Source organism: Nioella sp. (genome assembly GCF_964229645.1).
Classification (GTDB): Bacteria; Pseudomonadota; Alphaproteobacteria; order Rhodobacterales; family Rhodobacteraceae; genus Nioella.
Window position 1 is genome coordinate 1 of the sequence record NZ_CAXREX010000019.1, and the last position, 26,948, is coordinate 26,948.

General features: G+C 65.2%; 27 protein-coding genes and 1 pseudogene. 11 read left to right on the forward strand and 17 right to left on the reverse strand.

Annotation, left to right across the window (positions count from 1 at the left end):
• Positions 1-187 precede the first annotated feature (187 nt).
• On the forward strand, positions 188-1,405 hold the full coding sequence (locus ACEQXV_RS01145; protein WP_370267483.1) for a DegT/DnrJ/EryC1/StrS family aminotransferase: 1,218 nt from the start codon (positions 188-190) through the stop codon (positions 1,403-1,405).
• 108 nt (positions 1,406-1,513) lie between these two features.
• Here the strand turns inward: ACEQXV_RS01145 and phaR are convergent, their stop codons facing one another.
• The 3 genes from phaR to phaC form a co-directional block, all read right to left on the reverse strand.
• Complete coding sequence (phaR, locus tag ACEQXV_RS01150) at positions 1,514-2,065, reverse strand: polyhydroxyalkanoate synthesis repressor PhaR (protein WP_370252280.1); 552 nt, start codon at positions 2,063-2,065, stop codon at positions 1,514-1,516.
• A 201-nt stretch (positions 2,066-2,266) separates the two neighbouring features.
• On the reverse strand, positions 2,267-2,713 hold the full coding sequence (locus ACEQXV_RS01155) for a Phasin (RefSeq protein ID WP_370267484.1): 447 nt from the start codon (positions 2,711-2,713) through the stop codon (positions 2,267-2,269).
• A 129-nt stretch (positions 2,714-2,842) separates the two neighbouring features.
• Positions 2,843-4,621, reverse strand: a complete 1,779-nt coding sequence (gene phaC, locus ACEQXV_RS01160) for a class I poly(R)-hydroxyalkanoic acid synthase (protein WP_372525003.1) — start codon at positions 4,619-4,621, stop codon at positions 2,843-2,845.
• Between the two features lie 161 nt (positions 4,622-4,782).
• On the opposite strand from phaC, the gene phaZ reads away from it, so the two are divergent.
• Both phaZ and ACEQXV_RS01170 read left to right on the forward strand, forming a co-directional pair.
• A complete protein-coding gene (gene phaZ / locus ACEQXV_RS01165) occupies positions 4,783-6,057 on the forward strand; it encodes a polyhydroxyalkanoate depolymerase (protein WP_370251045.1) in 1,275 nt (424 codons plus the stop codon).
• 4 nt (positions 6,058-6,061) lie between these two features.
• On the forward strand, positions 6,062-6,616 hold the full coding sequence (locus tag ACEQXV_RS01170; RefSeq protein WP_370251046.1) for a DUF6151 family protein: 555 nt from the start codon (positions 6,062-6,064) through the stop codon (positions 6,614-6,616).
• Positions 6,617-6,670: 54 nt separating this feature from the next.
• On the opposite strand, the gene ACEQXV_RS01175 is transcribed toward ACEQXV_RS01170, so the two are convergent.
• The 11 genes from ACEQXV_RS01175 to ACEQXV_RS01225 form a co-directional block, all read right to left on the reverse strand.
• On the reverse strand, positions 6,671-7,036 hold the full coding sequence (locus tag ACEQXV_RS01175) for a nuclear transport factor 2 family protein (protein WP_370251047.1): 366 nt from the start codon (positions 7,034-7,036) through the stop codon (positions 6,671-6,673).
• Between the two features lie 89 nt (positions 7,037-7,125).
• Positions 7,126-7,818, reverse strand: a complete 693-nt coding sequence (locus tag ACEQXV_RS01180) for an alpha/beta fold hydrolase (protein ID WP_370251048.1) — start codon at positions 7,816-7,818, stop codon at positions 7,126-7,128.
• Positions 7,819-7,946: 128 nt separating this feature from the next.
• Complete coding sequence (locus ACEQXV_RS01185; protein WP_370251049.1) at positions 7,947-8,669, reverse strand: hypothetical protein; 723 nt, start codon at positions 8,667-8,669, stop codon at positions 7,947-7,949.
• An 80-nt stretch (positions 8,670-8,749) separates the two neighbouring features.
• Positions 8,750-9,799, reverse strand: coding sequence for an ABC transporter ATP-binding protein (locus ACEQXV_RS01190; protein ID WP_370267487.1), 1,050 nt, complete (start codon positions 9,797-9,799; stop codon positions 8,750-8,752).
• A 3-nt stretch (positions 9,800-9,802) separates the two neighbouring features.
• Entirely contained in the window at positions 9,803-11,104 is a 1,302-nt protein-coding gene (locus tag ACEQXV_RS01195) for a hypothetical protein (protein WP_370251051.1), read from the reverse strand.
• Positions 11,101-12,318 (reverse strand): carbohydrate ABC transporter permease, encoded by a 1,218-nt coding sequence (locus ACEQXV_RS01200; RefSeq protein ID WP_370251052.1) that lies wholly within the window; start codon positions 12,316-12,318, stop codon positions 11,101-11,103. Before ACEQXV_RS01200 ends, ACEQXV_RS01195 begins: the two co-directional genes overlap by 4 nt.
• Before the next feature lie 247 nt (positions 12,319-12,565).
• Entirely contained in the window at positions 12,566-13,810 is a 1,245-nt protein-coding gene (locus ACEQXV_RS01205) for a carbohydrate ABC transporter permease (RefSeq protein WP_370267488.1), read from the reverse strand.
• An 87-nt stretch (positions 13,811-13,897) separates the two neighbouring features.
• Positions 13,898-15,253 carry an ABC transporter substrate-binding protein gene (locus ACEQXV_RS01210; protein ID WP_370251054.1) on the reverse strand — a complete coding sequence of 452 codons (1,356 nt, stop codon included), beginning with the start codon at positions 15,251-15,253 and terminating at the stop codon, positions 13,898-13,900.
• A gap of 50 nt (positions 15,254-15,303) precedes the next feature.
• Positions 15,304-16,359: a LacI family DNA-binding transcriptional regulator gene (locus ACEQXV_RS01215; protein ID WP_370267489.1), complete on the reverse strand. Its 1,056-nt coding sequence runs from the start codon at positions 16,357-16,359 to the stop codon at positions 15,304-15,306.
• A 97-nt stretch (positions 16,360-16,456) separates the two neighbouring features.
• On the reverse strand, positions 16,457-17,437 hold the full coding sequence (locus ACEQXV_RS01220; RefSeq protein ID WP_370251424.1) for an alpha/beta hydrolase: 981 nt from the start codon (positions 17,435-17,437) through the stop codon (positions 16,457-16,459).
• Positions 17,430-18,176, reverse strand: coding sequence for an alpha/beta hydrolase (locus ACEQXV_RS01225; protein ID WP_370251425.1), 747 nt, complete (start codon positions 18,174-18,176; stop codon positions 17,430-17,432). Before ACEQXV_RS01225 ends, ACEQXV_RS01220 begins: the two co-directional genes overlap by 8 nt.
• Positions 18,177-18,480: 304 nt before the next feature.
• Here ACEQXV_RS01225 and thrS point away from each other — a divergent pair, with 304 nt between their 5' ends.
• Together thrS and ACEQXV_RS01235 are read left to right on the forward strand one after the other, a co-directional pair.
• Positions 18,481-20,427, forward strand: a complete 1,947-nt coding sequence (thrS, locus tag ACEQXV_RS01230; protein WP_370267491.1) for a threonine--tRNA ligase — start codon at positions 18,481-18,483, stop codon at positions 20,425-20,427.
• A 126-nt stretch (positions 20,428-20,553) separates the two neighbouring features.
• Positions 20,554-21,624, forward strand: a complete 1,071-nt coding sequence (locus ACEQXV_RS01235) for an NAD-dependent epimerase/dehydratase family protein (RefSeq protein WP_370267492.1) — start codon at positions 20,554-20,556, stop codon at positions 21,622-21,624.
• Positions 21,625-21,627: 3 nt separating this feature from the next.
• Here the strand turns inward: ACEQXV_RS01235 and ACEQXV_RS01240 are convergent, their stop codons facing one another.
• Complete coding sequence (locus ACEQXV_RS01240) at positions 21,628-21,996, reverse strand: hypothetical protein (RefSeq protein WP_370267494.1); 369 nt, start codon at positions 21,994-21,996, stop codon at positions 21,628-21,630.
• A gap of 343 nt (positions 21,997-22,339) precedes the next feature.
• Here ACEQXV_RS01240 and ACEQXV_RS01245 point away from each other — a divergent pair.
• The 4 genes and pseudogenes from ACEQXV_RS01245 to ACEQXV_RS01260 form a co-directional block, all read left to right on the forward strand.
• Positions 22,340-22,651, forward strand: a pseudogene (locus ACEQXV_RS01245) (DUF2282 domain-containing protein); the annotation flags it as partial.
• Positions 22,652-22,804: 153 nt separating this feature from the next.
• On the forward strand, positions 22,805-23,659 hold the full coding sequence (locus tag ACEQXV_RS01250) for a DUF692 domain-containing protein (protein WP_370267495.1): 855 nt from the start codon (positions 22,805-22,807) through the stop codon (positions 23,657-23,659).
• A 4-nt stretch (positions 23,660-23,663) separates the two neighbouring features.
• Complete coding sequence (locus tag ACEQXV_RS01255) at positions 23,664-24,410, forward strand: putative DNA-binding domain-containing protein (protein WP_370267496.1); 747 nt, start codon at positions 23,664-23,666, stop codon at positions 24,408-24,410.
• Positions 24,407-24,976, forward strand: coding sequence for a DoxX family membrane protein (locus tag ACEQXV_RS01260; RefSeq protein ID WP_370267498.1), 570 nt, complete (start codon positions 24,407-24,409; stop codon positions 24,974-24,976). Before ACEQXV_RS01255 ends, ACEQXV_RS01260 begins: the two co-directional genes overlap by 4 nt.
• Here ACEQXV_RS01260 and ACEQXV_RS01265 read toward each other — a convergent pair.
• On the reverse strand, positions 24,958-25,284 hold the full coding sequence (locus ACEQXV_RS01265) for an arsenate reductase family protein (protein WP_370267500.1): 327 nt from the start codon (positions 25,282-25,284) through the stop codon (positions 24,958-24,960). The two genes, ACEQXV_RS01260 and ACEQXV_RS01265, sit on opposite strands and share 19 nt — an antisense overlap.
• A gap of 195 nt (positions 25,285-25,479) precedes the next feature.
• On the opposite strand from ACEQXV_RS01265, the gene ACEQXV_RS01270 reads away from it, so the two are divergent.
• On the forward strand, positions 25,480-25,686 hold the full coding sequence (locus ACEQXV_RS01270; protein WP_370253467.1) for a cold-shock protein: 207 nt from the start codon (positions 25,480-25,482) through the stop codon (positions 25,684-25,686).
• A gap of 64 nt (positions 25,687-25,750) precedes the next feature.
• Here ACEQXV_RS01270 and ACEQXV_RS01275 read toward each other — a convergent pair whose 3' ends face one another.
• Entirely contained in the window at positions 25,751-26,173 is a 423-nt protein-coding gene (locus ACEQXV_RS01275; RefSeq protein ID WP_370253469.1) for a tail fiber domain-containing protein, read from the reverse strand.
• Between the two features lie 516 nt (positions 26,174-26,689).
• Here ACEQXV_RS01275 and ACEQXV_RS01280 point away from each other — a divergent pair.
• Positions 26,690-26,948, forward strand: a 259-nt coding sequence (locus tag ACEQXV_RS01280) for a hypothetical protein (protein ID WP_370267502.1), incomplete at its 3' end; no start/stop codon positions are given.

Genomic DNA, 26,948 nt, shown 5'->3' on the forward strand with positions numbered 1-26,948 from the left:
CTCAGCCGCACCCGATGGTGGTCATTGGCTTGAGCAGAAATTCCCAGTCTCCTCGTTGTCTCACGGGTCCCCACAGCAACAGTTGAGAAAAATCCCGCCGATCCGGCGCCCAATTTGCGCGCCTTCACTTGGGTTTCACACTTCACTGATTTATGTTTTTGAAAGGCTAAATTCAGGATTTTGAAATATGACCCTGCCCCCGAACGTCCATGACGCTGAATCCATCCCTGCCGAGGCGCTGAGCGCCCTGACCGAGCTGATGAAATCCGGCGACCTGTTCCGCTACAATTCCGAAGAGGCGCCGGTGGCGCTGGTCGAACAGGAATTCGCCGAACTGCTTGGGGCGAAATACGCGCTGGCGGTCTCCTCCTGCTCGGCCGCGCTGTTTCTGTCGCTCAAGGCGCTGGACCTGCCCCGTGACGCCCGCGTTCTGATCCCCGGCTTCACCTTCGCCGCCGTGCCCTCCTCGGTCGTGCACGCCGATTGCATCCCGGTCCTGTGCGAGGTCGGTGACAACTATCGCATCGACATCGCGGACTTCACCGCCAAGCTCGACAGTGTCGACGCCGTCATCATCAGCCACATGCGCGGCCATACCTCCGACATGGACGCGATCATGACGCTCTGCGAGGCGCGCGGCATCCCCGTGGTCGAAGATGCGGCCCATTCGCTCGGCACCACCTGGCATGGGCGGAAGATCGGCACGATCGGCCGCGTGGGGTGCTTCAGCTTCCAGTCCTACAAGCTGGTCAATTCCGGCGAGGGCGGAATCCTCGTCACCGATGACGCCGACCTGGTGGCGCGGGCGGTGATCATGTCGGGGGCCTACGAACACAACTGGGCCAAGCACAAGGCGCCCGAGGGCGACAACACCGGCGCGCTCGAAGCCGCCTTCGCCCGCTGGCAAAACCAGCTGCCGCTATACAACCTGCGCCTGTCCAACCTCTCGGCCGCGATCATCCGCGCGCAGTTGCCCGAAGTGGCCCGCCGCGTCCGCGACGGCCGCGCCAACCACGATTACGTGGCCGCGCGGCTGAACCGCTCGCCCTGGCTCTCGGTGCCGCCCGCCCTGCCGCCCGAAGAACGCGCCCCGGACTCGATCCAGTTCAACCTCGTGGATTTCGCAAGCGACGCAGAGGCCCGCGCTTTCGCCGATGCCGCCGCCGCACGCGGGGTCAAGGTGCAGGTCTTCGGCCTGTCGACCGACAATGCCCGCGCCTTCTGGAACTGGCAGTTCATTCCGGGCGACCAACCGGACCTGCCGCAAACCCGGGCCATGCTGATGCGGGCCTGCGACGTGCGCCTGCCTGCGCGCCTGACACGCGAAGAACTCGATGTCATTGCAGAAGCGCTTTTGGCAGCGGCAGATGAGGTGAAGGGCCAATCCCTCGCCTACGGCACCTGAAGAACAGTTTTCCAGAAAACTGTTCACCTCATGCAGGGAAGATTTTTCCAGAAAAATCTTCCCGCCGCGCAGAAGGATTTTCCGGAAAATCCTTCTGCTGTAGGGGGGTTATAGCTTCGACAGTTTCGACTGTAGCTCGGCCAGCTGCTTCTTGATCTCGGACAGCTCGTCCGATGAACTTTCCTCTTCCGGCTCACCGGCAGATGGCCCCGACCATTGCCCCGACATGCCGCCGGTCATGGCCTTCATGAAGGCTTCCTGCTGCGCGCGCATCGCTTCGAACCCCGGCATGCTGGCCATCGGGTTCATCGCGGCCATGTTTTCCACCATCTTGGACTGGCCGTCGCGCAGCATCTCGAAGGACATGGCCAGGAAATCGGGCACCACGCTTTGCGCCTGCGTCGTGTAGCTGCGCACGAGGTCCGTCAGCACCCCGATCGGCAATACGCTTTCGCCGCGGCTTTCATGTTCGGCAATGATCTGCAGCAGGTATTGCCGCGTCAGGTCATCCCCGGACTTCAGATCGACGATCTTCACTTCGCGTCCGGCGCGGATGAACCCCGCGATATCTTCGAGCGTCACGTAATCCGACGTCTCGGTGTTATACAGTCTGCGGCTGGCATATCGCTTGATCAGCAGCGGTGCATCGGTGTCAGCCATGGCGGCCACCTCCCCTAGTCCCTGTCACTGCGGTGCAGCTTGAGCACACTGCATTGCAGCATGCCGAGCCTAGCCCTTTGCGCACAAAAAGCAATCGCTTGCATGGAAAAAGAAAAGGACGGGCCCGGGGCGCGGGTCCGTCCTTCTGATATTCGCGCGGAGTGGGAGGAAATCCGGGCGAAGATCGGGCTGTCTGGCGCCTTAGGCGGCAGCAGCAGCTTTCTTGGCAGCGGTGGTCACCTCGGCGGTGGCTTTCTTGACGGCTGCGGTGGCTTCTTCCGAAGCTTCCTTGCCGGCAGCCATCATCAGCTCGACGGTTTCCATCTGCACTTTCTTGGCGACTTCAGCGAAGGCAGCCAGGGTTTCGGCGGTCATTTCGGCCTGGGCCGAAGCGAAATCGGTCATTGCCTTGGTGTAGGCGGTCGGCTCGTCCTTGACAGAGGTCACGTCGGCAACCTTGGCCAGGGTGTCCTTGGTCCACTGAGCGGAGATCTCGGTCGACTTCTCAGCGGCTTCCAGAGCAACGCGCGAGAACTTCTCGCCCAGGGCTGCGGAGGACTTGAACGCTTCGTTGTAAGCGGAGGTGTCGATCGGGAAAGCTGCGAGAGCTTCATTGACGTATTTGGTGAAATCGTTGGTCTTGGCCATCGGTCTTCTCCTGAATGTCCACTTGGGGACTGGGCTGGTTTCTGCGTCTGCAAAGAATATGATTGCTGCGGTGCAGAAAATCAAGTCTTTTTCTGCACCGCAGCAAATTTTACCCAACCCTTTGAAAATTCAGGAATTCTTGCCTTCCAGAACATAGGTTCCAGGGGCATCGCACAGAATGTCATAGCCCGACTCACCCGGGATTCGGGCCGGAACCTGTGCCCCGGACCGGCGTTGCAGCCACTCTTCCCACCGGGGCCACCAGGACCCTTCGTGGAAGTCCGCGCCTTCCAGCCACTCGTCCGGCGTGCCCTTCACCTTGGGGTTCGTGTAGTGGCCGTATTTCTTCTTCGACGGCGGATTGATGATCCCCGCGATATGGCCCGACTCGGACATGAAGAAGGTCTTGTCGCGGCTGCCGAACTGTTCGAAGCCGATATAGCAGTTCTTCCACGGTGCGATGTGGTCGGTCTTGGTCCCGATCGAGCAGACCGGCACCTTGATGTCCTTGATGTGCAGCCGCTCACCCATCAGCTCGAACCCGCCATCGGCCAGGTCGTTGGCCTGGCACAGCCGGCGCAGGTATTGCGTGACCATCTTGCCCGGCAGGTTGGTGCTGTCACCGTTCCAGTAGAGCAGGTCGAAGGCGGGCGGGGCCTCGCCCATCATGTAGCTGCGCACCGCCGGCGTGTAGACCAGGTCGTTCGAGCGCAGGAAGCTCATGGTCTTGGACATGAAGAAACTGTCGAGGATCCCCCGCTCGCCCACCTGCCGCTCGATCGCATCGACGAAATCGTCCTGAAGGAAGACGACGAATTCGCCCTGGTCGCTGAAATCCGTCAGCGTGGTAAAGAAGGTGGCCGATTTCACCGACTTGTCGCCGCGCGCCTGCAACAGCGCCAGCGTGGCCGACAGGGTCGTGCCCGCGATGCAATAGCCCACGGCATTGACCTGTTTCTCACCGGTCACATCCTTGGCGACCTCGATCGCCTTGAGGTAGCCATCCGCGATGTAATCCTCCAGCCCCACATCGGCATAGCTGGGGTCCGGGTTCTTCCAGCTGACCACGAACAGCGTATAGCCCTGCTCGACGATCCAGCGGATCAGCGAGTTCTGCGGCTTGAGGTCCATGATGTAGAACTTGTTGATCCAGGGCGGGAAGATCACCAGCGGCGTGCGATAGACCTCCTCGGTGACGGGCGCATACTGGATGACTTCCATCATGCGGTTGCGGAAGATGACCTTCCCCTCGGCGGTGCCGATATTGCTGCCCACCTTGAAGGCGTCAGGGTCCGACAGCGTGGGCAAGAGTTCGCCCTTGTTGGCCTCGATATCGCGCACCAGGTTTTCCAGCCCGTCGACCAGGCTCTGCCCATCGGTGTCGATCGCTTTCTGCAGCGCGTCAGGATTGGTGGCGAGGTAGTTGGTCGGCGCGAACAGGTCGATGATCTGGCGCGAGAAGAATTCGACCCGGCTCTTTTCCTTGGGCTCGAGGTCAAGCTCGGCCACCGATTGCTGAATCGCCTCCGAGTTGAGCTCATATTGCTTTCGCACGAAGCGGAAATAGGGATGCGTGCGCCACATCGGGTTCGAGAACCTGCGATCTTTCGGCGCATCCTCGTCATCCTCGGGCATTTCGAACGTGCCCGTGGCCAGCGCCTGTTGCGTTTCAATGAAGTTTTCAAGCGCCTTCGACCAATAAGCCACCTGCTGGCCCATCAGTTTCGACGGATTCGTCATCATGTCGTTGAGAAAGGCGGAACTCGCCTTGAGGTAGAGGTCGCCCCCCGGCCCCGACAGGCCCGGGTCGTCCATTCCCTCCTTTTTCGCAAGGGCATTGACCATCCGCTTGGACAGTTCTTCCATCTTCGCGAGGTTCGCGTTCAGGCGTTCCAGGTTCTCGCCCATGTCGCCGTCTCCTCCGTCCGCCTGCTGTCCCATGCTTGATTTTGCCCTCTCAATGCTGCATGTGCATATAAGCCTTGCCAGGGTGAGGGGGCAAAGCGACGAAATGAACCGGGGGCATGATGCCACGGCTCTTTGTCCAGTTTTGCAGGAGTCACAGCGCGATGAAACATCTTCTTACCTATGACATGATGGAATCGATCCGTGTGACCAACCAGTGGCTCGGTTCGACGGCACGGGCGATGTGCGGTTATCCCCAGCTTGGGTTGATCCCGAATCCCATGTTCAAGCTCACCGCCGCCTGGGGCGAAGTGATCGAACGCAGCTTCGAGCGGATGATCGTCAAGCCCGACTGGAACATCCCCTCGATCCCCGGCGCCGATGGCCGCGATCACGTGGTGGAAATCCAGACCGTGCTGCCGCGCGCCTTCGGCGACCTGATCCGTTTCAAGGTGCAGGGCCGCCAGCCCACCGGGCGCAAGGTGCTGCTGGTTGCGCCCATGTCGGGCCACTACGCGACGCTGCTGCGCTCGACGGTGCAAAGCCTCCTGCCCGATTGCGACGTCTACGTCACCGACTGGCACAACGCGCGTGACATCCCGGTGTCCGAAGGCAAGTTCGACATCGAGGACTACACGCTCTATCTCGTTGATTTCCTGAAAGAGATGGGCCCCGACACCCATGTGATCGCGGTCTGTCAGCCGGCCCCGCTGGCCCTGGCTGCCACCGCCTATCTCGCCGAGGAGGACCCCTCCGCACAGCCCCGCACCCTGACCCTGATCGGCGGCCCGATCGACCCAGACGCCGCGGCAACCGACGTCACCGATTTCGGCAACCGCGTCACCATGGGCACGCTGGAACGCCACGTGGTGCAGCGCGTGGGCTTCAAATACGCGGGCGCGGGCCGGATGGTCTATCCGGGGCTCCAGCAGCTCGCCTCTTTCATGGCGATGAACGCCGACAAGCACGCCAAGGCCTTTTCCAACCAGATCCTCGCCGTCGCCAAGGGCGAAGCCTCCGAGCATGACAAGCACAACCGCTTCTACGACGAGTATCTGGCCGTCATGGACATGACCGCCGAATTCTACCTCTCGACCGTGGAACGCATCTTCAAGGGTCTCGAAATCGCGCAGAACCGTTTCACCGTGAACGGCAAGCGCGTCGACCTGGGCAAGATCACCACCGTCGCGGTCAAGACCGTCGAGGGCGGCAAGGACGATATCTCGGCCCCCGGCCAGTGCGTTGCCGCGCTGCGGCTTTGCACCGGGCTGCCCGATTCGAAGAAGGCCAACTACCTCGAACCCAATGCCGGTCACTACGGCATCTTCGCAGGCAAGAGCTGGCGCACGAATATCCGCCCGCTGGTGCTGAACTTCATCGACGCCAATTGCGACGTGCCCAAGGCCCCGGTCACCGAGGTCGCGGCGGTCGCAGAGTGATATCGTGACGGCGGGCGCGGACAGCTCCTTCGCCTGCCGCTGCGGAACCGTTTCCGGAACCCTGACCGGCATCCGCCCCGGCGAGGGCACCCATGTCATCTGCCATTGCAACGCCTGCGCCCGTGCAATGGCGCTTTGCGGCCTGCAGGACGAGGCCGCAGGCGGGGTCGATCTGTGGCAGACCACCCCCGACCGCGTGACCATCGCAACCGGCCTCGACCGGCTGGTGCCGGTGCAGCTGTCGCCCAAGGGGCTCTACCGCTGGACCGCGCGCTGCTGCGATACGCCGATGTTCAACACGTTTTCCGGCCCCGGCCTGCCCTTCGTGGGCGTGCTGACCCGCAACCTTGCCGACATCGCCCCGCTCGGCCCGGTCATCGCGCATGGCTTCGTCACCCGCGCTGGCGGCAAGCAGGGGCATCAGCATGGCGGGCGGGTGATCTGGCGGATGCTGAAACGCACCACCGCCGCGCGCCTGTCGCGGCGCTGGCGCTCGACGCCCTTCTTCGATGACAGCGGGGCGCCCATTGCCGCCCCCGAACTGGCCCCGCGCGCCTAGGCGGTCAGCCACAGGTCGATGACCCGCGCCCCCTCGACTGGCGGCAACCCGGCCCTACTGCGGCTTGATCCTGTAAGTCTTTGCGACCACGCGCCAGGCACCGTCATGGCAGAGCAGCGACAGGATCGTATCGAACCGCAGCCCCGCCCAGTCATCTTCCAGATGAACCACGGCAATATCCCCGTGGACCGAGATATTGCGGATGTCCCACCATGCCGTTGCCGAGCTGTCGGCCTCGTCCTCGCACATCTGGATGAACGCATCGCGAGAATTCCAAAGCAGCTCACCCTCGAAATGGCCCACTTCACTGGACGATTCGAAAAAGATCCGCTCCAGCTCCGTGCGGTCGCCAGCCGTCATCGCCGTCGCGTATGTGCGCACCACGTCGGTGATCGCAAGGATGTCAGCATTCGTGGTCATGATCGTCTCCCCTGTCCTGCCCGCGCCACGCGGCCGGGCATATCCTTGCGCGAGATTCATGCGGCCTCCCGCCGCCTGGCCCCGCGCGCCTAGGCGGTCAGCCACAGGTCGATGACCCGCGTCACCTCGTCGGGTTGCTCCAGTGTCGGCAGGTGGCCTGCCTCCTCCAGCATCAGCGCCTCGCCCATCGGCATCAGGTCGGCCATCAGCTGATGTCTGCGCGGGGGAAACAGGCGGTCATGCTGCCCGCAAATCATCAGGGTCGGCAGCTGGATGCGGCGCAGGGTGCCCTGTTGGTCGGGGCGGCGTTGCAGCGCACGCGCCTGGCTCTGGAAGCCCTCGGTGCCGAAGCCTCGCGCCATGGCCAGCGAGATGTCCTGCACCCGCGCGCGCCCCGGCCCCGGGGCCAGCGCCTCGGCAGGCAGTGCCTCGGCCCAGGCATCGTCGAACCGCCCGGCCCGCGCCCGCGCGATCAGCAATTCACGCGCCGCGGCATTCGAGGGTTGTTCGGTCAGGGCATCTGTCGCGATCAGGATCATCCGGGTGATGCGCTCCGGCGCACGGCGGGCGATCTCCATCGCCACCATGCCGCCAAGAGACGCCCCGCAGAGCGCGAAAAGCGGCGGCGCATGGTCCAGCACGCGCCCGGCCATTTCCCGCACGCTGTCGAAGGGGCCAAGCGGCGCAACATGAACGGGCCGCGTGGCAGACAGGCTCTCGGCCTGTGCCCGGAAGAGCCGGGAATCGCACATGAACCCCGGTAGAAAAACGATTGGCTCCACGCTTGGCTGCCCCTGGAAAGAATACCGAAAGTGCGCAATTGCACCCTTTCGCACTCTGACACGGTTGCACTGCAGGTCAACTGCCCGCTGACCTGCGCGAGATGCCTTGGGACCGTGCGCCTGCCCGGCTACTTCCCGTCCGGGGCAGGTTCGGGCGCGGGGGCCGGGGCAGGAGCAGGTGCCGGAGCAGGTGCCGGAGCAGGCGCCGGAGCAGGGGCCGGAGCAGGCGCCGGAGTAGGCGCCGGAGCAGGGGCCGTCGCGGGCGATGCAGCGCGCAGGGCCATTACCACCTCCGCCGCGTGATCGGGCAGCGCATGGCCCGCCTGCGCCCATTGGGCGTCGCAATGGCGGATCATCGCGGCCAGCCCCTCGGCCAGCCCCTCGGCCCCGTAATCGCCCAGTTGCACCGGGCCCTCGGCCCAGGCCTGCACGCCGCCACCGCCCAGAAGCGCGGCGATCAACGGATCCCCGACAGAGATGATGCTTTCCCACCGTTCGCCGTTCAGCTCCTGCCAGTTCGCCGCGGGCAGAAGGTAGCCGGTCGCCTCCGTGACAAGGATCAGGTCATTGCGCGAATAGGGTCCCGGTGCCGTGAAATCCGGGTCAGAGAGGTCGGCCTGCATCATCTCGATGGTCAGCCCGTAAACCGGGTGCGGCCCGTCCTCGGCCCCGATCATCGGATCGGCCCCCGGCTGGCTGCCCGAACAGATGATCAGCATGCTGGCGTCATTGGGCCGGACCCATCCCCAGAACCACCCCTGTTCGGCGCTGGTGCTGCCCTGCCAGTCCTGCGCCAAGGCGGGCGTCGCGCCCATCAACAGCACGCCGCAGATCGCCAGAATGTTTTTCATACCGAAATCCCTCGTCCAGAAACCGTTGCTGCGCCAAGGGTGCCAGAGCCCCCTGCCCCGTGCAACGGGTCCGGACGGGATCAGGCCAGCGCCATTCCCTCGGGATCGAAGAAATGCGTCTTGGCGGGGGCGAATTGCAGCCCCACCTCGTCGCCCACGCGGATCGTCGCCTCGCCATCGGCGCGCACCGTCAGCTTGCCAAGCGCCCCGCAATCGACCACCAGGAAATTGTCGGCCCCCAGGTATTCCACCAGGTCCACCACCCCATCAACAAGGCCGCTGCCCGGCGCCCCAAGGGTGATCGCCTCGGGCCGGATGCCAAGGTGCACCGCCCCGTCGCATCCCGGCGCATCGCCGCCGCGCCCGCCCTCCAGGCTGAAGGCGCCGCCCGTCACCGTGCAGGGCAGGATGTTCATCTTCGGACTGCCGATGAACTGCGCCACGAAGAGGTTGCCGGGCTTTTCATACAGCTCGCGCGGGCTGCCCACCTGCTCGATTCGCCCCGCGCTCAGCACCACGATCCGGTCCGCCAGCGTCATCGCTTCCACCTGGTCATGGGTCACGTAGATCATCGTCGAGGCCAGCTGTTCGTGCAGCTTGGCGATCTCGTAGCGCATCTCGACGCGCAGCGCCGCATCGAGGTTCGACAGCGGTTCATCGAACAGGAACGCCGTTGGATCGCGCACGATCGACCGGCCGATGGCCACCCGCTGCCGCTGCCCGCCCGACAGGTCCTTCGGCCGCCGCTCCAGGTAGTCCTCCAGCCTCAGCGCCCGCGCCGCCTCGGCTACCTTGGCCTCGATCTCGGGCTTCGGCGCGCCGGCTGTCTTCAGCGAAAAGCCCATGTTCTCGGCCACCGACATATGCGGGTAGAGCGCGTAGGACTGGAACACCATCGCCAGCCCCCGCTTCGACGGTGGCTCGGCCGTGGCATCGCGCCCGTCGATCACAACCTGGCCACGGCTGGTTTCCTCCAGGCCCGCGATCATGCGCAGCAGCGTTGACTTCCCGCAGCCCGAGGGCCCCACGAAGATGACGAATTCACCGTCGTTGATCTCCAGGTCCACGCCCTTGATGACCTGCACCTCGCCATACCATTTCTCGACGGATTTCAGCGTGATCGCCCCCATGGCTCACAGCTCCTCTGCATTGGGAGAGGCCCAACCAAGCCAGATGGCGGCCGTCCAGGTGAAAGTGCCCCCGCCGGCTGGCGTGCCGTCATGGGGATCGAAATACTCGGCAAAGCCGCGCTCGGATATTAGCCGCGCGGTATCGGCCCGCACGCGGGCCGCCTCCTCGATCAGCCCCGCCTCGGCCAGGCCCACGCCCACCATCATGTTCATGATGCCCCAGACCGGCCCGCGCCAATAGCGCAGCCCCTCGAATTTCGGGCTCGCCGGATCATGGCTCGGCACTGAATAGGGCGCGGCGTCGAAGATGCGGTGCAGCGTGTCCACCGGCTGCCCGTCGCGCAGCCCGCCCCACCAGCCCAGGAAGGACGCGTTGCTCACGCAGCCCGACAACTGCCCCGTGCGCAGGTTGCGCGCGTCGTAGCAGGCAATCTCCGGGTTCCACAGCGTTTCCGCCCCCGCTTCCAGCCGGGCGATCCAGCCGTCGATCTCGCCCCGGTCCTCGCCCAGGGCCTCGGCCAGCAGCCCAAGGTCGCGACAGGCCCGCATCAGCGTGAAGGTCAGCGTGGGGTCCGCCACGCGGAACGGGCTTTCCGCGGCAATCGCCGCGTCGTCCCAGCCCCGCTCGCGCCCGAACTGCACCAGCCAGATATAGCGGTCGTAATCTTCCTTTGTGGGCCGCATCTTCGGGTCCACATGGCCGGTGTCGCGGCGGGTATAGGGGGCCACGCCCTCGGGCACCACGCCCGCCATCGCCTCGTCCCAGTCCGGCGCATTGTCGCGGCCCGCCTCCCAGGGGTGGCTGATCGCCACCGCGCCACTTTCCGCGCGCGCGGCCATGAACCAGCGGTGAAAGGCCACAAGCCGGGGGAAAAGCGCCCTGACCCGCGCCGCGCCCGCGCCCGGATCCTTGCGATAGATCCGCCAGGCAAAGCTTGCCGCCACCGCGGGCTGGCTGATCCCCGACGACGCCACGCGCCCCGCCCCCTTGCCCGGCGCATCCTCGGTGCCCCAGACATCGGCGCCGGGGAAATAGCCGGGATCGGCAACGTGAAACTGGATATGCGGCACCATGCCGTTTTCCCATTGCCCGGCCATCAGCGTTTCCAGCTCGGTCCAGGCCCGGTCGATATCGAAGGCGGCAAAGCCGTAGGCGGCAAAGGCGCTGTCCCAGTTCCACTGGTAGGGATAAAGCCCCGCCGTCGGCACGGTATAGCCGCCCCTGTCGTTCAGGCGCAGGATCCGGCGCGCCTCTGCATCCAGCTCGATGGCCCGTTCAGGCGTCATGTCGAACATCTCGTTCATCCCTTGACCGATCCCGCGGTCAATCCGCGGGTCATGAATTTTTCCAGCCCCAGGAACAGGGCCATCACGGGCACGGTGGCAATGACCGCCCCCGCCATCAGGTGCTGCCGCGGCACTTCGGAGCTGTTCAGCATCGCCACGCCCCGCGTCAGCGTGAAGCGCGACGGGTCGTCGAGCAGCATGAAGGCCAGCAGGAACTCGTTCCACGCGATCATGAAGACATAGAGCGAGACCGAGGCCAGCGCCGGCAGCGACAGCGGCAGGGTGATCTTCCAGATCACCTTGAGCCGGCTCAGCCCATCCATCAGCCCCGCTTCCTCCACCTCCGCCGGAAGCCCGCGGAAATAGCCCTGCAACATGTAAAGCGAGACCGGGATCGTCGTGACCGGGTAGATCATCACGATCCCAAGGATCGAGTTGCGCAGCCCCGTGACCGAGAAGACGATGTAGATGGGCAGCGCCAGCACGATCATCGGCACCATGTAGATCAGCAGGATCGAGCGGCTCAGCGCCTTCTGCCCGCGAAAGCGCAGCCGCGCCACCGCGTAGGCCCCGGGGATGGAGAAGGCCAGCGTGATCAGCACCGTCAGCACCGAGACATAGAAGCTCGTCCACAGGTAGCGGCCGAAATCGAAGTCCCGGAACAGTTCGATGTAAGAGCGGAAGAGCTCGCCCGAGCCCTGGCCCAGGTCGATGGTGAAATCGAGCGGGTTGGCAATCAGCTCGCCCTGGCTCTTCAGGCTGGTCATCACCATGACGTAGAAGGGAATGGCGACGATGGCGGTAAAGAAGATGTAGCCGAACCCGGTCAGGAAGCGGATCTCGGCCTCCTCGAATTCATGCCGCGTCAGCCGCCCGGACGGGCAATCGGCCAGCATCGCCGCCATCGGCCAGCCGGTGCCAATGCCGAAAAGCGCTCCGGCCAGAAGCTTGTGCGAAATCTCCGTCTCGGCCCCGAACAGGATCGGACCGACCGGCGAAAAGCCCAGGCCCACGCCCAGCACCGCTGCTCCCGCGATCATCGCCGCGACCCCCGGCTGGCGCACCGCCGCCAGGCCCAGCGGCACACCCGTCAGAACCGCCCCCACCAGTCCCGGCCGAAACGCGGCCCCCGTGGTGAAGGACAGCAGCACCGACACCGTGGTCGCCACGATGAAGGCCCACAGGATGCCCACCTGCGGCCCCACGAAAGCCCCGTGCCAGAACCGGCTCATCGCGCGCCCTCCTTCTTCTTTGTCCAAATACCCCGGGGGGCGCCGCCGCAGGCGGCGGGGGGCTGGCCCCCCAGCGCGATCCGCCGGGATCGCGCCCGGGTCGACGCCGCAGGCGGCGAAACCCGGGCTTCGTCTGCACGCCCGGTGCACGGGGGGTGTACGGGGGGTGTACGGGGGGCACCCCCCGTCACGTGGGGCCGAAGGTCCCGCGCGGGTCGACCCCGAAGGGGGCGAAATCCGGTCCTGCTCATAGCCCTTCCTCCTTCGACAGGAAGCGGAAGAACCCCCAGGAAAAGCACAGCAGAACCAGCAAGATCACCACCGCCACCGCGGCGCCCGCGCCGATATTGGACAGCGCGAAGGCCTGCTCGTAGACATTGACCGTCAGCGTCCGGGTTCCGGCATTGCCGCCGGTCAGCAGGAAGATGTCGTCGAACTTGTTGAAGGTCCAGATAAAACGCAGCAGGAACAACACGCTAAGGATGCCCATCAGCTGCGGCAGGCTGAGATAGCGGAACTTCTGGAAGGGGCTCGCCCCGTCCATGTCGGCGGCCTCGTACATGTCGGTGTCGATCGACTGCATCCGCGCCAGGATGAAGAGAAAACTCAGCGGGAAATAGCGCCAGATCTCGAAGACCGTGACCGTGATCAGCGCCAGCGGCCGTTCCCCGAAGAAATTGATCGCGCTCTCGGTCACCCCCATCTGGATAAGCAACGCGTTTACCGATCCCGAGAACGGATCGAACAGGATCACCCAGGAAAACGCCACCGCGATCACCGGCGCCACGTAGGGAAAGAGGTAAAAGCCCCGCAAGATCCCCTGCCCGCGGAAGCTGCGGTTGAGAAGCAGAGCCGCGAAGAGCCCCACCACAAGCGCGCCGATGGTGCCGACAACGGTGTAGAACATCGTGGCCCAGATCACCGACCAGAAGTCGCGCGCGTTGAAGAGCCGGGTGAAGTTCTCGAAGGTGAACTCGGCATTGGTCAGGACGAAGTCAGCCTCGCCGGTCAGTGCCGGGGCGATGTCGTCCACATCCGTGCCATTGTCGAAATAGCTTTGCGAAACAGTGCCTTCTATGGCGATTGTCTCGCGCTGGCCGCCAGCAAGGTCGCCCAGGTCGCAGCGCAGGGCGGTGCCGCTCAAGGCACAGCGCGGGTCAATCTCGCCCGGCTCGAAGCCAAGCGGCAGCTCGTCGCTCAGCGTGACGCCTTCGATCACCGTCTCGGGCGAGCTGTTGCGGACGCGGAACTGCCAGGTCGCCGCATCCCCCGGCTCGGATGGACGGCCGCGCATCTGTTCATTGGCCACCGGCGCGGGCGGGCGCAGGTCGGCCAGCTCCACCGGCTTCACGCTGATCCAGAAGATCGCCAGCAGCGGCAGGATCACGACCAGCATCACGGCAGCAAGCGTCGGCAGCAACAGGCCCCAGGCCAGCCGGGCCTCGCGGCGCTGAAGGGGGCCGATGCCCTTTGGAGGAATGGCAGAACTCATGGGTCCGCTCCGGCGGGAAGGTCAGGTGTCGGATAAGTGGCCCCGGGACGTGAGGGGTCCCGGGGCCCGGGAGGAGGAGTGCGGCGATTACTCGATCGCAGCCAGTTCCTCGTTCATCAGCGCGACCGTCGCGGCAGCGTCACGCTCGCCGTCGATATATTCGCGCACCAGGCGGTTGATGACCTGGCTGTTGATGATGCGGCTGGCCAGCGCCAGCTGGCCCTCGGCCACGCCCCAACGCTGCGCCACGTCCAGGCCCCCGACGATCTCGTCGATCATTTCCTGCGCGTAGAGCTCGCCAAGCGGCGCGCGGCGGTCGACACCGACCTCAAGCTCGGCCCAGGCCTCGGTGAAGGCGTTGGGATTGTCGCCATTGCCACGGCGCACCGGGAACTTGCCTTCGGGCGCGATGGCCAGCGTCGCGGTGTAGCCCTCGTTCATGGAGTATTCCACGAACTGCATCGCCGCGTCGGTATCGGCATCTGCCGTGATGCCGAAGTAGCGCACGTCACCCCAGGCGGCCCCGTCGGGGTTCGACGGACCCGAGAAGTTGGTCACGATACCGGTTGCCGCGGCCAGGTCGCGGGTGGTGGGGTCATCGTTGATGGTGGGCGGGGCGCTGTCGCGCAGACCGGCCAGTTCATCGAGGATGAAGGGCGACCAGATGATCATGGCGGCCCGGCCCGCGAAATAGAGCTCGCGCGACTGCTGCCAGTAAAGTTCGCCCTCGGGGCTCGCTTCGGCGATGGCGCGGTAGAATTCCAGCACCTCGGTCGTTGCGTCCACGTCCAGCTCGGCCACGCCATCGGCATCGACCGGCGACACGCCATTGGCCAGGAACACATGTTCCAGCACCTGGCTCATGAAGTTCTCATCCACCTTGGTCGCGGCAACGAAGCCATACATTTCGGGCGGGTTGTGCAGCGCCTCGATGGCCGCCAGCACGTTGGCATAGCTGTTGGGCGGCTCCAGCCCGTTTTCCGCGAAGAGATCGGCCCGGTAGACGATCATCTGCGTCCAGCCATCGACCGGAACCGAGGCATAGCCATCCGCGGTCGCGGCCATTTCCAGCGCACCGGGGGCGAAGGTGTCGGCGCCAAGCGCGTCGATCACGTCCGAGGCCGCGTCGGTGTCGAGGATGCCCGCTTCGGCCCAGGGCAGCGCGTATTGCAGCGTGTGATAGATCACGTCAGGCAGGTCGCCCGCGGCGAAAGCCGCGGTGGCACGGGTGCCCAGGTCGCTTTCGGTCACCGGGATCACCTCGACCTCGATGCCCGTTTCGGCGGTGAAATCAGCGGCCATCGCCTCTTGGCGCGCCAGGCGCTCGGGCTGTTCCTCGGTAGTCCAGAAGCGGATCGTGTCGGCCCCCGCCGCTGCGCTGAGCGCCAGCGAAGAGGCCGCTGCAAGCAGCAAGGCCCGCCCGGTCTTGGTCAATGTGGTCATGGTCTCATCTCCCTTGGTTGGTCTTGGTGGTCCGGATCCCTGCCCGGACGTCAGGTTGTCCCCGCGCGACTGTCCGAACCGCGCGCGATCAGATGCGCCGGAACGGTTTCGCGAAGGGTTTCAGGATCGGCGCCGCGAATGAGGGCGAAGAGCATCTTCGCCAGCCGTGACCCGGCGGCGCGGGTGTCGACGGCATAGGTGGTAAGCGGGGGCGAGGCGGTCGCGGCCTCGGGGATGCCGTCATAGGACAGCACCGACAGGTCGCGCCCGATCGCAAGGCCCCGCGCTTCGGCCGCGCGATAGACGCCGAGCGCCGCGAGATCGAGCGCGCAGACAATCGCCGTGGGCGGCGCGTCCAGGTCCAGCAGTTCCGCCCCCAGGGCCTCGCCCGAGGTCATGGTCGTGGCACCTTCGCGCACCAGGACCGGGTCGAACGCCAGCCCCGCCTGCGCCAGCCCCTCGCGATAGCCGCCAAGGCGTAGCGTGGCGTAGTTGTAGACGGTCAGCCCGTTGATGAAGCCGATGCGGCGGTGCCCCTGCCCGGCCAGGCGCAACACCCCGTCGCGCATGGCGTCCTCGCCCGAGATGTCGAACCAGGCGCAGCCCGTGGGGTCGCCCGTGCGGCCATAGAGGACGAAGGGCACTTCCAGGCGGCGCAAAAGGTCGATCCGTGCGTCGACGATCTTGGTGCGCGGCAGGATGAAGCCATCGACCTTCCGCTCTTCGACCAGGCGCGCCATCGTGGCGACCTCGTCTTCCTCGTCCACGGCGGTGGCCACGGTCAGCGACCAGGCCTCTTCCGAGGCGGCGCGGCTGATACCGTCGATGAAATCGGTCAGGAAGGGCTTGTGCGCATTGCCGGGGCCCGCGTTGAGCACCAGCCCCAGGGCACGTGACAGCCCCGTGCGGATGGCCTGCGCCTGCGCCATGGGCCGGTAGCCCATCCGTTCGGCGGCCCGCGCCACCCTCAGACGGGTGGCATCCGAGATGTCGGGATAGCCGTTCAGCGCCCGGCTGACCGTGCCCTTGGCGATACCCAGCTCTCGCGCCAGATCGTTGATCGTCACGCGGTCGCGGTTGCCGGATTTGAACTGAACGACGGACATGGTTTTTCCTCTCCCGACTCGAAGGCTCAGTTCCGAAACCGGTTTCGGCAAGGGGAATTTTGAGATCTGTCCGAAACCGGCGCCGAAACCGCCGGGGTCAGTCGAGCGTGTCGGACACCCAATCGAGGATCAGATCGGTCACCGGACCGGTCATCGCCGGGCTCAGGATATCGCCTGCAATGACATGGAAATAAGGGTCCACGCCCTCGGCAGGCAGGGTCTGCGGCGCCAGCTGGACGGGGCCGCCCCACCCGCCCAGGATCTCGCGCGTGGCCACGGCGGAAACCACCCTGTCCTGCTCCGAGAAAATGGCCAGAACGGGCACTGAAACCGCGCCGAAATCCTGCGCGCGCGTCTCTCGCATCAGCGTTCCGAGGCTGGTCAGCGCCCCCGATCCGTAGCGAGTCGTCCAGTAGCGCGCCTGCAAGTCGTTGAGGGGTTCAAACCCCCGCTCCTCGCCCACCAGGTAGGGCACATAGGCCCGCGCGAAGGCCAGTTCCATCAGCACGCCGGCCCGGTTCGCCACCCGGAAATTGGGCGAGACCATCACGATCCCGGCCATGTCGCGGCCCATGTCGGGATCGGCGGCGGCATAGGCCGCCAGCGTCGCCCCGGTCGAGGTGCCGATGACCAGCACCCGCTCGCCCGCCGCGCGAGCCAGGTCGAGGAAGAGCGCGGCATCATCCACCCATTGCCCGGCCTGCGCCGCGCCAAGCGCCGCCCCGGTCTGGCCATGCCCTGTCAGGCGGGCAAAGATCAGGTTCGCGCCAAGCGCTTCGGCCAGGTTGTCCGGCACCGGGCGGATTTCCTCGGACGTGGCCGAAAAGCCGTGCAGGTAGAGGATCGACAGGGGCGTGCGGGTTTCCGGCTCTGCGGCCCAGATGACACGCGCCTCGGCCCCCGGCGTGATATCGTCGAAGGCCGCCTCGCGCGCCGCGATCGTGGCTTCGACCCCCTGCATTGCCGCCACGGCCGCCCCCCGCTCGATCCGTTCACGCGGACCAAGCGCCACGAGACCCACGACCAGAACCACCAGGGCGATCAGTGCCAGGAAAACACGTCCGATAAACTTAAGCATGGGTCAGCACATCCTCTATCGCGGCCTCGATCCGGGCCAGGCAGGTATCGTCGGAAAAGCGGTGATCGGCGCCCTTGACCAGTTCCAGCCGGATATCGGGCCCATCCATATGGGCCAGCAGGCGCAGGGCAACGGACATATCCACATCGGCATCGGCGGTGCCTTGCAGCAGGCGAACGGGGGCGTTGATGACGAGCGGACTGCGCAGCACCAGCTGCCGGCGACCGTCCTCGATCATGCGCCGGGTGATGATGTAGGGCTCGCCGTAATCGGACGGCAGAGCCACCTGCCCGGTCTGCTCCATCTCGGCCTTCTGCGCCGCGCTCCAGCTGTCCCACATGCCGTCCTCGGTGAAATCGGGGGCGGCGGCGATACCCACCAGCCCGGCCACCAGACCGGGGTGGCGCCGGGCAAAGAGCAGCGCCTGCCAGCCCCCCATGGAGGAGCCCACCAGAACCTGCGGGCCTTCGGTCAGGGTCAGGATCGCGGCCTCGGCATCCTCGGCCCAATCGCCGATGCAGCCATCGGTGAAGGCGCCCGAGCTTTCGCCATGCCCCGAGTAGTCGAAGCGCAGGAAGGCGCGGCCCGTGCGACGGGCCCAGTCTTCGAGGAAGATCGCCTTGCTGCCCTGCATGTCGGACTTGAGCCCGCCCAGGAACACCACACCCGGCCCTTTGCCCGGGGTCTGGTGAAAGGCGATGGTGCGGCCTTCTTTGGTGGTCAGCGTCTGCGGGGTCATGTCTGGGTCGTCTCCTCTGTTCCCCCGGTTTTGCCCTTGGCGGGGCCCTGCGACAAGTTTTTATGCCTCCGGCGGGGATATTTGGGGAACAATGAAGGCAGGTGACATCGCGTCAACGGGGGGCGGAGGGGCGGTCGGGGGCGCGCGTTAAGGTTAACGGGAGGGGGTTAACCGGAACGAAAGGCCCTTTGCCGGGGTGGCAGGTCTTGACAGTCCGCGCCCGACAGGTCACCTGATGGGCCCGAACCAAATACCCGCAACCGGGCGTTCCGTGGGCGCCAAACCGACGAGGAGCAAGAGGCCGATGGCCCAGATTTCCCTGACCTTCCCTGATGGCAATTCCCGTGACTTCGCGGCTGGCGTGACGCCTGCCGAGGTCGCGGCCGGCATTTCCAGCTCGCTGGCCAAGAAGGCCATCTCCGCCACCGTGAACGGCGCCCACTGGGACCTGCAATGGCCGATCCCTTCGGATGCCTCGATTGCCATTCACACCATGCAGGACGATGCGCAGGCGCTGGAGCTGATCCGCCATGACTGCGCCCATATCATGGCGCGCGCCGTGCAGGAGATCTGGCCCGACGTGAAGGTCACCATCGGCCCGGTCATCGAAAACGGCTGGTATTACGATTTCGACCGTGAAGAGCCGTTCACGCCCGAGGACCTTGGCCAGATCGAAGCCAAGATGCGCGAGATCATCAATCGCCGCGACCCGGTGACCACCGAGATCTGGGCGCGCGACCGCGCGGTGAAGTTCTACGAGGCCAATAACGAGCCCTACAAGGTGGAGCTGATCGAAGCCATTCCGGGCGACGAACCGCTGCGCATGTACTGGCATGGGCATTGGCAGGATCTCTGCCGTGGCCCGCACCTGCAGCATACCGGCCAGGTTCCCGCCGATGCCTTCAAGCTGATGAGCGTGGCCGGTGCCTATTGGCGTGGCGACTCCAGCCGCGCCATGCTGCAACGCATCTACGGCGTGGCCTTCCGCAACAAGAACGACCTCAAGGCGCATCTGACCATGCTCGAGGAGGCCGCCAAGCGCGACCACCGCAAGCTTGGCCGCGAGATGCATCTGTTCCACATGCAGGAAGAGGCCCCGGGGCAGGTCTTTTGGCATCCCAACGGCTGGACCATCTACACCGAGCTTCAGGATTACATGCGCCGCCAGCAGCGCCGCGGCGGCTATGTGGAGGTCAACACCCCCCAGGTCGTCGATCGCAAGCTGTGGGAGGCTTCGGGTCACTGGGAGAAATACCAGGAAAACATGTTCATCGTCGAAGTGGACGAAGAGCATGCCCGCGAAAAAGCCGTCAACGCGCTCAAGCCCATGAACTGCCCCTGCCACGTGCAGGTCTACAACCAGGGCCTCAAGTCCTATCGCGACCTGCCGCTGCGCATGGCCGAGTTCGGAGCGTGCAACCGCTACGAGCCCTCGGGCGCGCTGCACGGCATCATGCGGGTGCGCGGCTTTACCCAGGATGACGCCCATATCTTCTGCACCGAGGACCAGATCGAGGCAGAGACCAAGATCTTCATCGAGTTCCTGTCCACGATCTACAAGGATCTCGGCTTCGAAGGCTTCTCGATCAAGTTTTCCGATCGCCCCGACATGCGGGCCGGTTCCGACGAGGTCTGGGACAAGGCCGAGGCCGCGCTGAAGGCCGCGACGGATGCGGCGGGCTATGCCTACGAGCTCAACCCCGGCGAGGGCGCCTTTTACGGGCCCAAGCTGGAATTCGTGCTGACCGACGCCATCGGCCGCGACTGGCAGTGCGGCACCTTGCAGGTGGATTTCGTTCTGCCCGAGCGGCTCGATGCCAACTACATCGGCGAGGATGGGGCCAAGCACCGCCCCGTCATGCTGCACCGTGCGACGCTCGGTTCATTCGAGCGCTTCATCGGCATCCTGATCGAGGAACATGCGGGCAAGCTGCCCTTCTGGCTGGCCCCGCGCCAGGTGGTCGTGGCCTCGATCGTGTCGGAAGCCGATGACTACGTGCGCGAGGTGGTGGCCGCACTCAAGGCGCGCGGCGTGCGCGCCGAGGCCGACGTGCGCAACGAGAAGATCAACTACAAGGTGCGCGAGCATTCCGTGGGCAAGGTGCCCGTCATCCTGGCCATCGGCCGCAAGGAGGTCGAGGATCGCACCGTGACCCTGCGCCGGCTTGGGGAAAAGCAGACCGCCGTCGTCGCGCTCGACGAGGTGGTGGGCAGCCTTGCCGCCGACGCGGTGCCGCCCGACATGCGCTGAACGCGCAGTCCCCGATCCTGACGAAAAGGCCGGCATCCACACAGGGACGCCGGCCTTTTTACTCTGCCGCACCGGGCTTGATCCACGTCATGTTTGCCCGGCCCCGCTTGCGGCAATGGTTAATGCATGACGCAGGCAACTATTTCTTCGCGCGAAGCCCCCAAGACCGTTCTGGTAACGGGGGGCGCTGGCTTTCTGGGCATCAACCTCATCCGCTTCCTGCTGGAACGGGGCCACCGGGTGCGCAGCTACGACATCGCCCCCTTCCTCTATCCCGAGGCTGGGCGCATCGACGTGCTGCAGGGCGATATCCGGCACCGGGCGCTGCATGACCGGGCCTTTGACGGGGTCGACGTGGTGGTGCACTGCGCCGCAGCCCTACCGCTGGCCGACCCGGCCGAGATCCATTCCACCAATGTCGATGGCACCTTCGCGCTTCTGGAAAGTGCCGCGCGCAAGGGGATCGGGCGCTTCGTCCATATCTCTTCGACCGCCGTTTATGGCATTCCCGACCATCACCCGCTGATCGAAGCCGACCCGATGCAGGGTGTGGGGCCTTACGGGGCCTCGAAAGTCGCGGCCGAGGGCGTGTGCAAATCCTTCAGGGTCAGCGATCTCGTGCTGCCGATCCTGCGACCCAAGAGCTTCGTGGGCCCGGAACGGCTCGGGGCGTTCGAACTGCTCTATGACTTCGCCTCCACCGGGCACAACTTCCCGGTCCTGGGGTCGGGCAATAACCGATACCAGTTGCTTGACGTGGACGATCTGAACGAGGCCATTTGCCTGACCGCCTTCGGCCCTGCCGAGCGGGTGAACGACACGTTCAACATCGGCGCAGGCGAGTTCGGCTCTCTGCGTGACAGTTTCCAGGCGGTTCTGGACCGGGCCGGCTTCGGCAAACATATCGTGGGCTTTCCCGCCGCCCCCGCGATCTGGACCCTGCGCGCGCTGGAGGCGCTGCACCTTTCGCCGCTCTACAAGTGGATCTACGAAACCGCCGCGACCGACAGTTTCGTCAGCATCGACCGCGCGCGCGACGTGCTTGGCTTCGCGCCGCGCTATTCCAACATCGACGCGCTCTTGCGCAATTTCGACTGGTACCTGGCAAACCGCGAGCGGATTTCGCGCGATGCTGGCGTCACTCACCGGGTGCCGTGGAAGCGGGGGGCGCTGTCTGTCCTGCGCGCCGTGCTCTGACGCCTAGAAGTGGCTGACCTCCTCGTCGGGCCGCCCCGCCGCCAGCGCCAGCACACCGCCAAGCGCCGTGAAGGCGATCGGGAACATGGTGAACACGCCGAAGCCGAAAGCGTAGTAAAGCCCGCCCGCCGACAGCAGCATGAACACGCCGCCCCACAGCGCCCGCGCCCGCGCCATGGCGCCGCCTGCAATGGCCAGGATGGGTGACAGGAAGCTCGCGGCCTGGATCAGGTCCGGGTTGTCCACCTGCTCGGCCAGGTCCGGAACTTCGCCGAACCACTCCACGAACTCCACGTATCCGTAGCCGAAGAATCCGACGATCATCCCCAGGATGCCGCCGATGATCCCCAGAACGAGGGCCGCGTTGCGCATGGGCTGTCCTTCCTGCTCTGCCTGTGCTGCGATCCGAGATAGGCGCGATGACCGCCCGCGCCAAGGGTTCCGGGCTGAAACAATCGGGCCCTTCAACGACAGAAAACCTGCCTCACGGCGCGGTGACCTTACGTGAACTCATCAGGCAACATCCTGTTTTTAAATAAAAACCAGGCATCATCGGCCCATGCATCCGCCTCACGCCTTTCCCACGATCCGTCACGCACACGTGCTTGACGGGCCTGTGATTGGCCAGTGATCGGACCGCCGATCTATCCCTTTTGACAACACCCGGGGGGTCCGGGTGGGACACGCAAAACACGAGTTAAAGGGAGCTTCCCCAATGTCGACCCAAATCAAATCTCTGGCCCTGATGGGCGCCGTCGCAGCCGCCCTGGGCGCCGTTTCCACCACCGGCGCGCAGGCCCAGGCCATGGAGCGCTGCTACGGCGTGTCGCTGGCGGGCGAAAACAGCTGCGCCGCCGGTCCCGGCACCACCTGTGCAGGCTCCTCGACCATCGACTACCAGGGCAACGCCTGGACCCTCGTGCCCGAGGGCACCTGCGCCGAGATGGAACTGCCCGATGACCGCCACGGCGAAACCCAGGCCTCGCTGGAAGCCGATGGCTATATCGGCCTCGCCCGCGACCTGCCCGAAGGGCTGAGCGAAGAGGTGATCGCCCAGTATCGCCCGCTCGACATGATGATGGACGACGAGGAAATGGACAGCTGATCGCAGCCTGACCATCCGCCCCGGCCCACCCGAAGGGGCCGGGGCTTTTACCTTACCGCCGAAGGGGACCGGCCCATGTTCGACGACAGCGCACCTAATCGCCGGCCCGCCCGCGCGGGCGTGGGCTACAAGCCACAGCATTTCCAGGCGCTGATCGAGGCGCCCGGTGCCGTCGGCTGGCTCGAAATCCATGCCGAGAACTACATGGGCGACGGGGGACGTCCGCTGGCGCAGCTGCGCGCGCTCTCTGACCGCTTTGCCATATCCGTGCATGGCGTGGGTCTCTCGATCGGGGGCGAGGGCGCGCTGGACGAAGATCACCTGGCGCGGCTCAAGCACCTGTGCGACTGGCTGCGCCCGGCAAGCTTTTCCGAACATCTCGCCTGGTCCACCCATGGCGATGCCTATTTCAACGACCTCCTGCCCCTGCCCTATACCGCCGCAACGCTGACGCGCGTCTGCGATCACATCGACCGCGTGCAAGAGGTCCTTGCCCGGCCCATGCTGCTGGAAAACCCCTCCACCTATCTCGCCTTCACCGAGTCCACGATGGACGAGGTCACGTTTCTTTCGGAAATCGCAAGGCGCACCGGGTGCGGCCTGCTCCTCGACGTCAACAATGTCTTCGTCTCCGCCACCAACCAGGGCTGGGATCCGGTGGCCTATGTGGATGCCTTCCCGCTCGACAAGGTGGGCGAGATCCATCTCGGCGGCCATGACGAGGACGAGGATGAACACGGCGCGCCCCTGCTGATCGACAGCCACGGGCGCGAGGTGGTGGACCCTGTCTGGGCGCTCTATGCCCACACGCTGGCCCGCGGCGGGGCCCGGCCCACCCTGATCGAATGGGACAACAACGTGCCCGAATTTCCCGCGCTCGAAGCCGAGGCCGCGCGGGCCGAGTCGCTTCTGGCACCGGTCAGGGTCTGAGCCCATGCGCCAGCAGGATTTCGCCGCCGCCCTTCTCGACCCCGCGCTGCCGGTGCCGCCGGGGCTTTGCGACCCGCAGGGTCGCCCCGCGGGCAAGCGCTTCGCGGTCTACCGCAACAACCTCGCCGCCTCGCTGACCGAGGCGCTCGAAATCGGTTTTCCGGTGCTGCGCAAGCTGATGGGCGAGGGCCCGTTCCGCACGCTGGCGCTGCTTTACGCGCGCCGCCACCCGCCCCGGGGTCGGCAGCTGGCCCATTACGGGCAGCAGATGCCGGATTTCCTCGCCGGGATCGCGCAGCTTGCGGGCTACCCCTACCTGCCCGACATCGCCCGGCTGGAACTGGCGCTGCGCCGCTCCTACCACGCGGCCGACCACGCTCCGCTCGACGCCTCTGCCCTTGCTCCCGATCAGCTGATGGAGCTGTCCCCGCGTCTTGCCCCCTCGGCCGAGATCCTGTCTTCGGCCCACCCCATCCACGGGCTCTGGCAGCGCAACACCACCCCTGACGCCCCGAAGCCACGGCCCGGCCCCGAGGCGGTGCTGGTGGCGCGCGCGGGCTTTGACCCGGCGGTGCACCTGCTCTCGCCCGGAGCCCTGGCCTTTGCCCGCGCGCTCGATGGCAGGACCACCATCGCCCTCGCCCTCGAACGGGCGGTAGAGGCCGCCCCGGGGCTCGACCTCTCTACGCTGCTGACGCTTTTCCTGACCTCCGGCGCCCTCACCCGTCCACATAAAGGAGCCACCCCATGACCGCCCTCGCCGCCCTGCATGCCCGCCTGTTCTGCGCGCTGGAAACCCGTGTGGAGCCGCTGTTGATGCCCGCGCTCGCGCGGCTCGTCTTCGCGGGCACCTTGTTGATCTACTTCTGGAATTCCGGGCTGACCAAGCTTGGAGAGGGCTTAGCGGGCCTCTTTGCCCCCAGCTTCAACGCCTATGTGCAGATCCTGCCCCGCATGTCCGAATCCGTGGGCTACGACGCCAGCCAGATCCCGGCCTTCTGGCGGCTCGTCGTCCTCTTCGGCACCTGGGCCGAGTTCATCCTGCCCGCGCTGCTGCTGCTCGGGCTCCTGACCCGGCTTGCGGCCCTGGGCATGATCGGTTTCGTCCTGGTGCAAAGCTATGTCGATATCGTCGGCCACCACGCCGACCCGACCACCATCGGCGCGTGGTTCGATGCCGGCTCGGGCAGCCTCATCCTCGACCAGCGCGCCTTCTGGGTCTTCCTGCTGCTCTACCTCGTCCTCCGGGGCGCAGGCCCACTCTCGCTCGACGCGATCCTGTCGCGCCGGCAACGGCCTCAGCTCAGCGCCGCCTGAACCTCCTTGCCCCAGCCCAGGTGCAGCGTCCCGTCCGCCTCGCGGATCACGGGGCGCTTCATCAGCGTCGGGTGGGCCAGCATCAGCTCGATCGGATCGCCCGCGCGCCCGGCCTCGTCCAGCCCCCGCCAGGTGGTCGAGCGCGTGTTCATCAGCGCCGCCCCGAACGCGGCCTGGAAGCTTTCCAGCACCTCTCGCGACAGGGGCGTCTCGCGCACATCGACGAAAACCACCTCCCGCCCGGCCCCGTCCAGCGTTTTCAGCGCCTTGCGGCAGGTGTCGCAGGCCTTGATTCCGTAAAGCTCCATGGATCCTCCAATGTCACGTTCCCATGAAATCCAAGCGATTTCTCTTGCGTTTTGCCGAAATCACTCCATGTTGTCGCGCGTGACAACAAGTTTTCACTGAACCGTGCTCTCAAGAAAGCCGGCAGACGACGACTGTCGGCACCGCGCCGCCGCGATGACGTGGGTGGCATACTATACTTGAGAAGGAAGACGGAAATGCCCACTGGCACCGTGAAATGGTTCAACACCACCAAAGGTTATGGCTTCATTGCACCCGACGATGGCGGCAAGGATGTGTTCGTGCACATCTCGGCAGTCGAGCGTTCGGGCATGAAGGGCCTGGCCGACAACGAGAAGGTCTCCTACGAGCTGCGCGAAGGCCGTGACGGCCGCGCCTCGGCTGTGGACCTCGAGAAAGTCTGAACCATAAGGTCAGTCGGAAATTGCGCCGCGAGGGAAACCTCGCGGCGCATTTTCTTTTTCAGGCTCAGCGCGAGACGATGCCCGGCTCGATCCCCAGCATCGTGTAGTTCACCGCCAGGTGGCCCGTGGGCAGCGTGACCACCGCCTCGGGCGTATGGGCCAGAACCTCCTGCGCGATCACGCCCTGGTGGACCACGGGCGACCCGACATAGCGGTAATGATAGAGCGTCAGCCCGTTCGCGGCGGTGCCGACCGGGGTGATATCGGTCTTGAGCCGCGCGTCGCTGACCAGAACCGTATCGTTGCTGTCCATCACCGCGAGCGTGATCAGGACGATGGCCAGCAGCGGCACCAGGATCCCCCCGGCGCTGGAGGACGTATCCTCGACGATCACGGCGGGTTCCAGCACGGGTTCGACATAGCCCCCCGCAGCCAGCGGATTGGCCAGCGCGGCGGACAGGGCGGTTGCGGTCAGAAGCTTTTTCATGGTCCCTCCGGTTATTGACTTGATCAATGGCAACGTGAGGCGCGCTTTGGAGAAACCCGTTTTTCCGGGGGCCATGAGGGGGAGCGCCCCCGCTTTCGCGGGGGTGACAGGGGGAGCGCCATCGACGACGCGCGCGGGGGTGAGCAGGCTTCCCGAAAACGCTCCGGGGGAGCGTTTTGACTGCGAACGGGCGGAGCCCCGGGGGCCGGACGAGCCGCGCCATCGCCGACGCGCGCGGGGGCGATCCGGCCCTCTCCACGGAGCGCTTTATCCCTGCCAAGCCCGGATGACCTCACCCGCCCGCGCAGGCGTCAGCCAAATCGCCTCCGCGTGGGGGCGCGTCATGCCAGAGGCATGCTTCCAGCATGACGATGGCGCGGCGGCTTCGCCTTTATTCCGCGCAGGGGTGGGGATTCAGGAACGTAGGATGGGCAGTTTGTACACAAAATGAGCTTAGTATTGATGCCTATTGTCATCAAATGACTTCTTGTTGCTTATTACAGAAAAAGAACAATAATGACGATCAACAAATCTTCGCATCGTATTGCGACAGGTGGCGAGTCTGCGGTCAGTGGAGAAAATGAACGGTATGTGCTTGATGTAAACGAGTGCGAAAATGTGCTCATCATCGCATGCAGTGCATCGTCGCCAAGAATCTTGACCTATAATATAGTTCGCTTGTTGATCAATGTCTTTCTTTGGTATCCTTTCAACTCGACCTTTATCTCCCATAAGCTTAAGGAAAGCCAGAAGATCCCTAACACGCGACACTTCC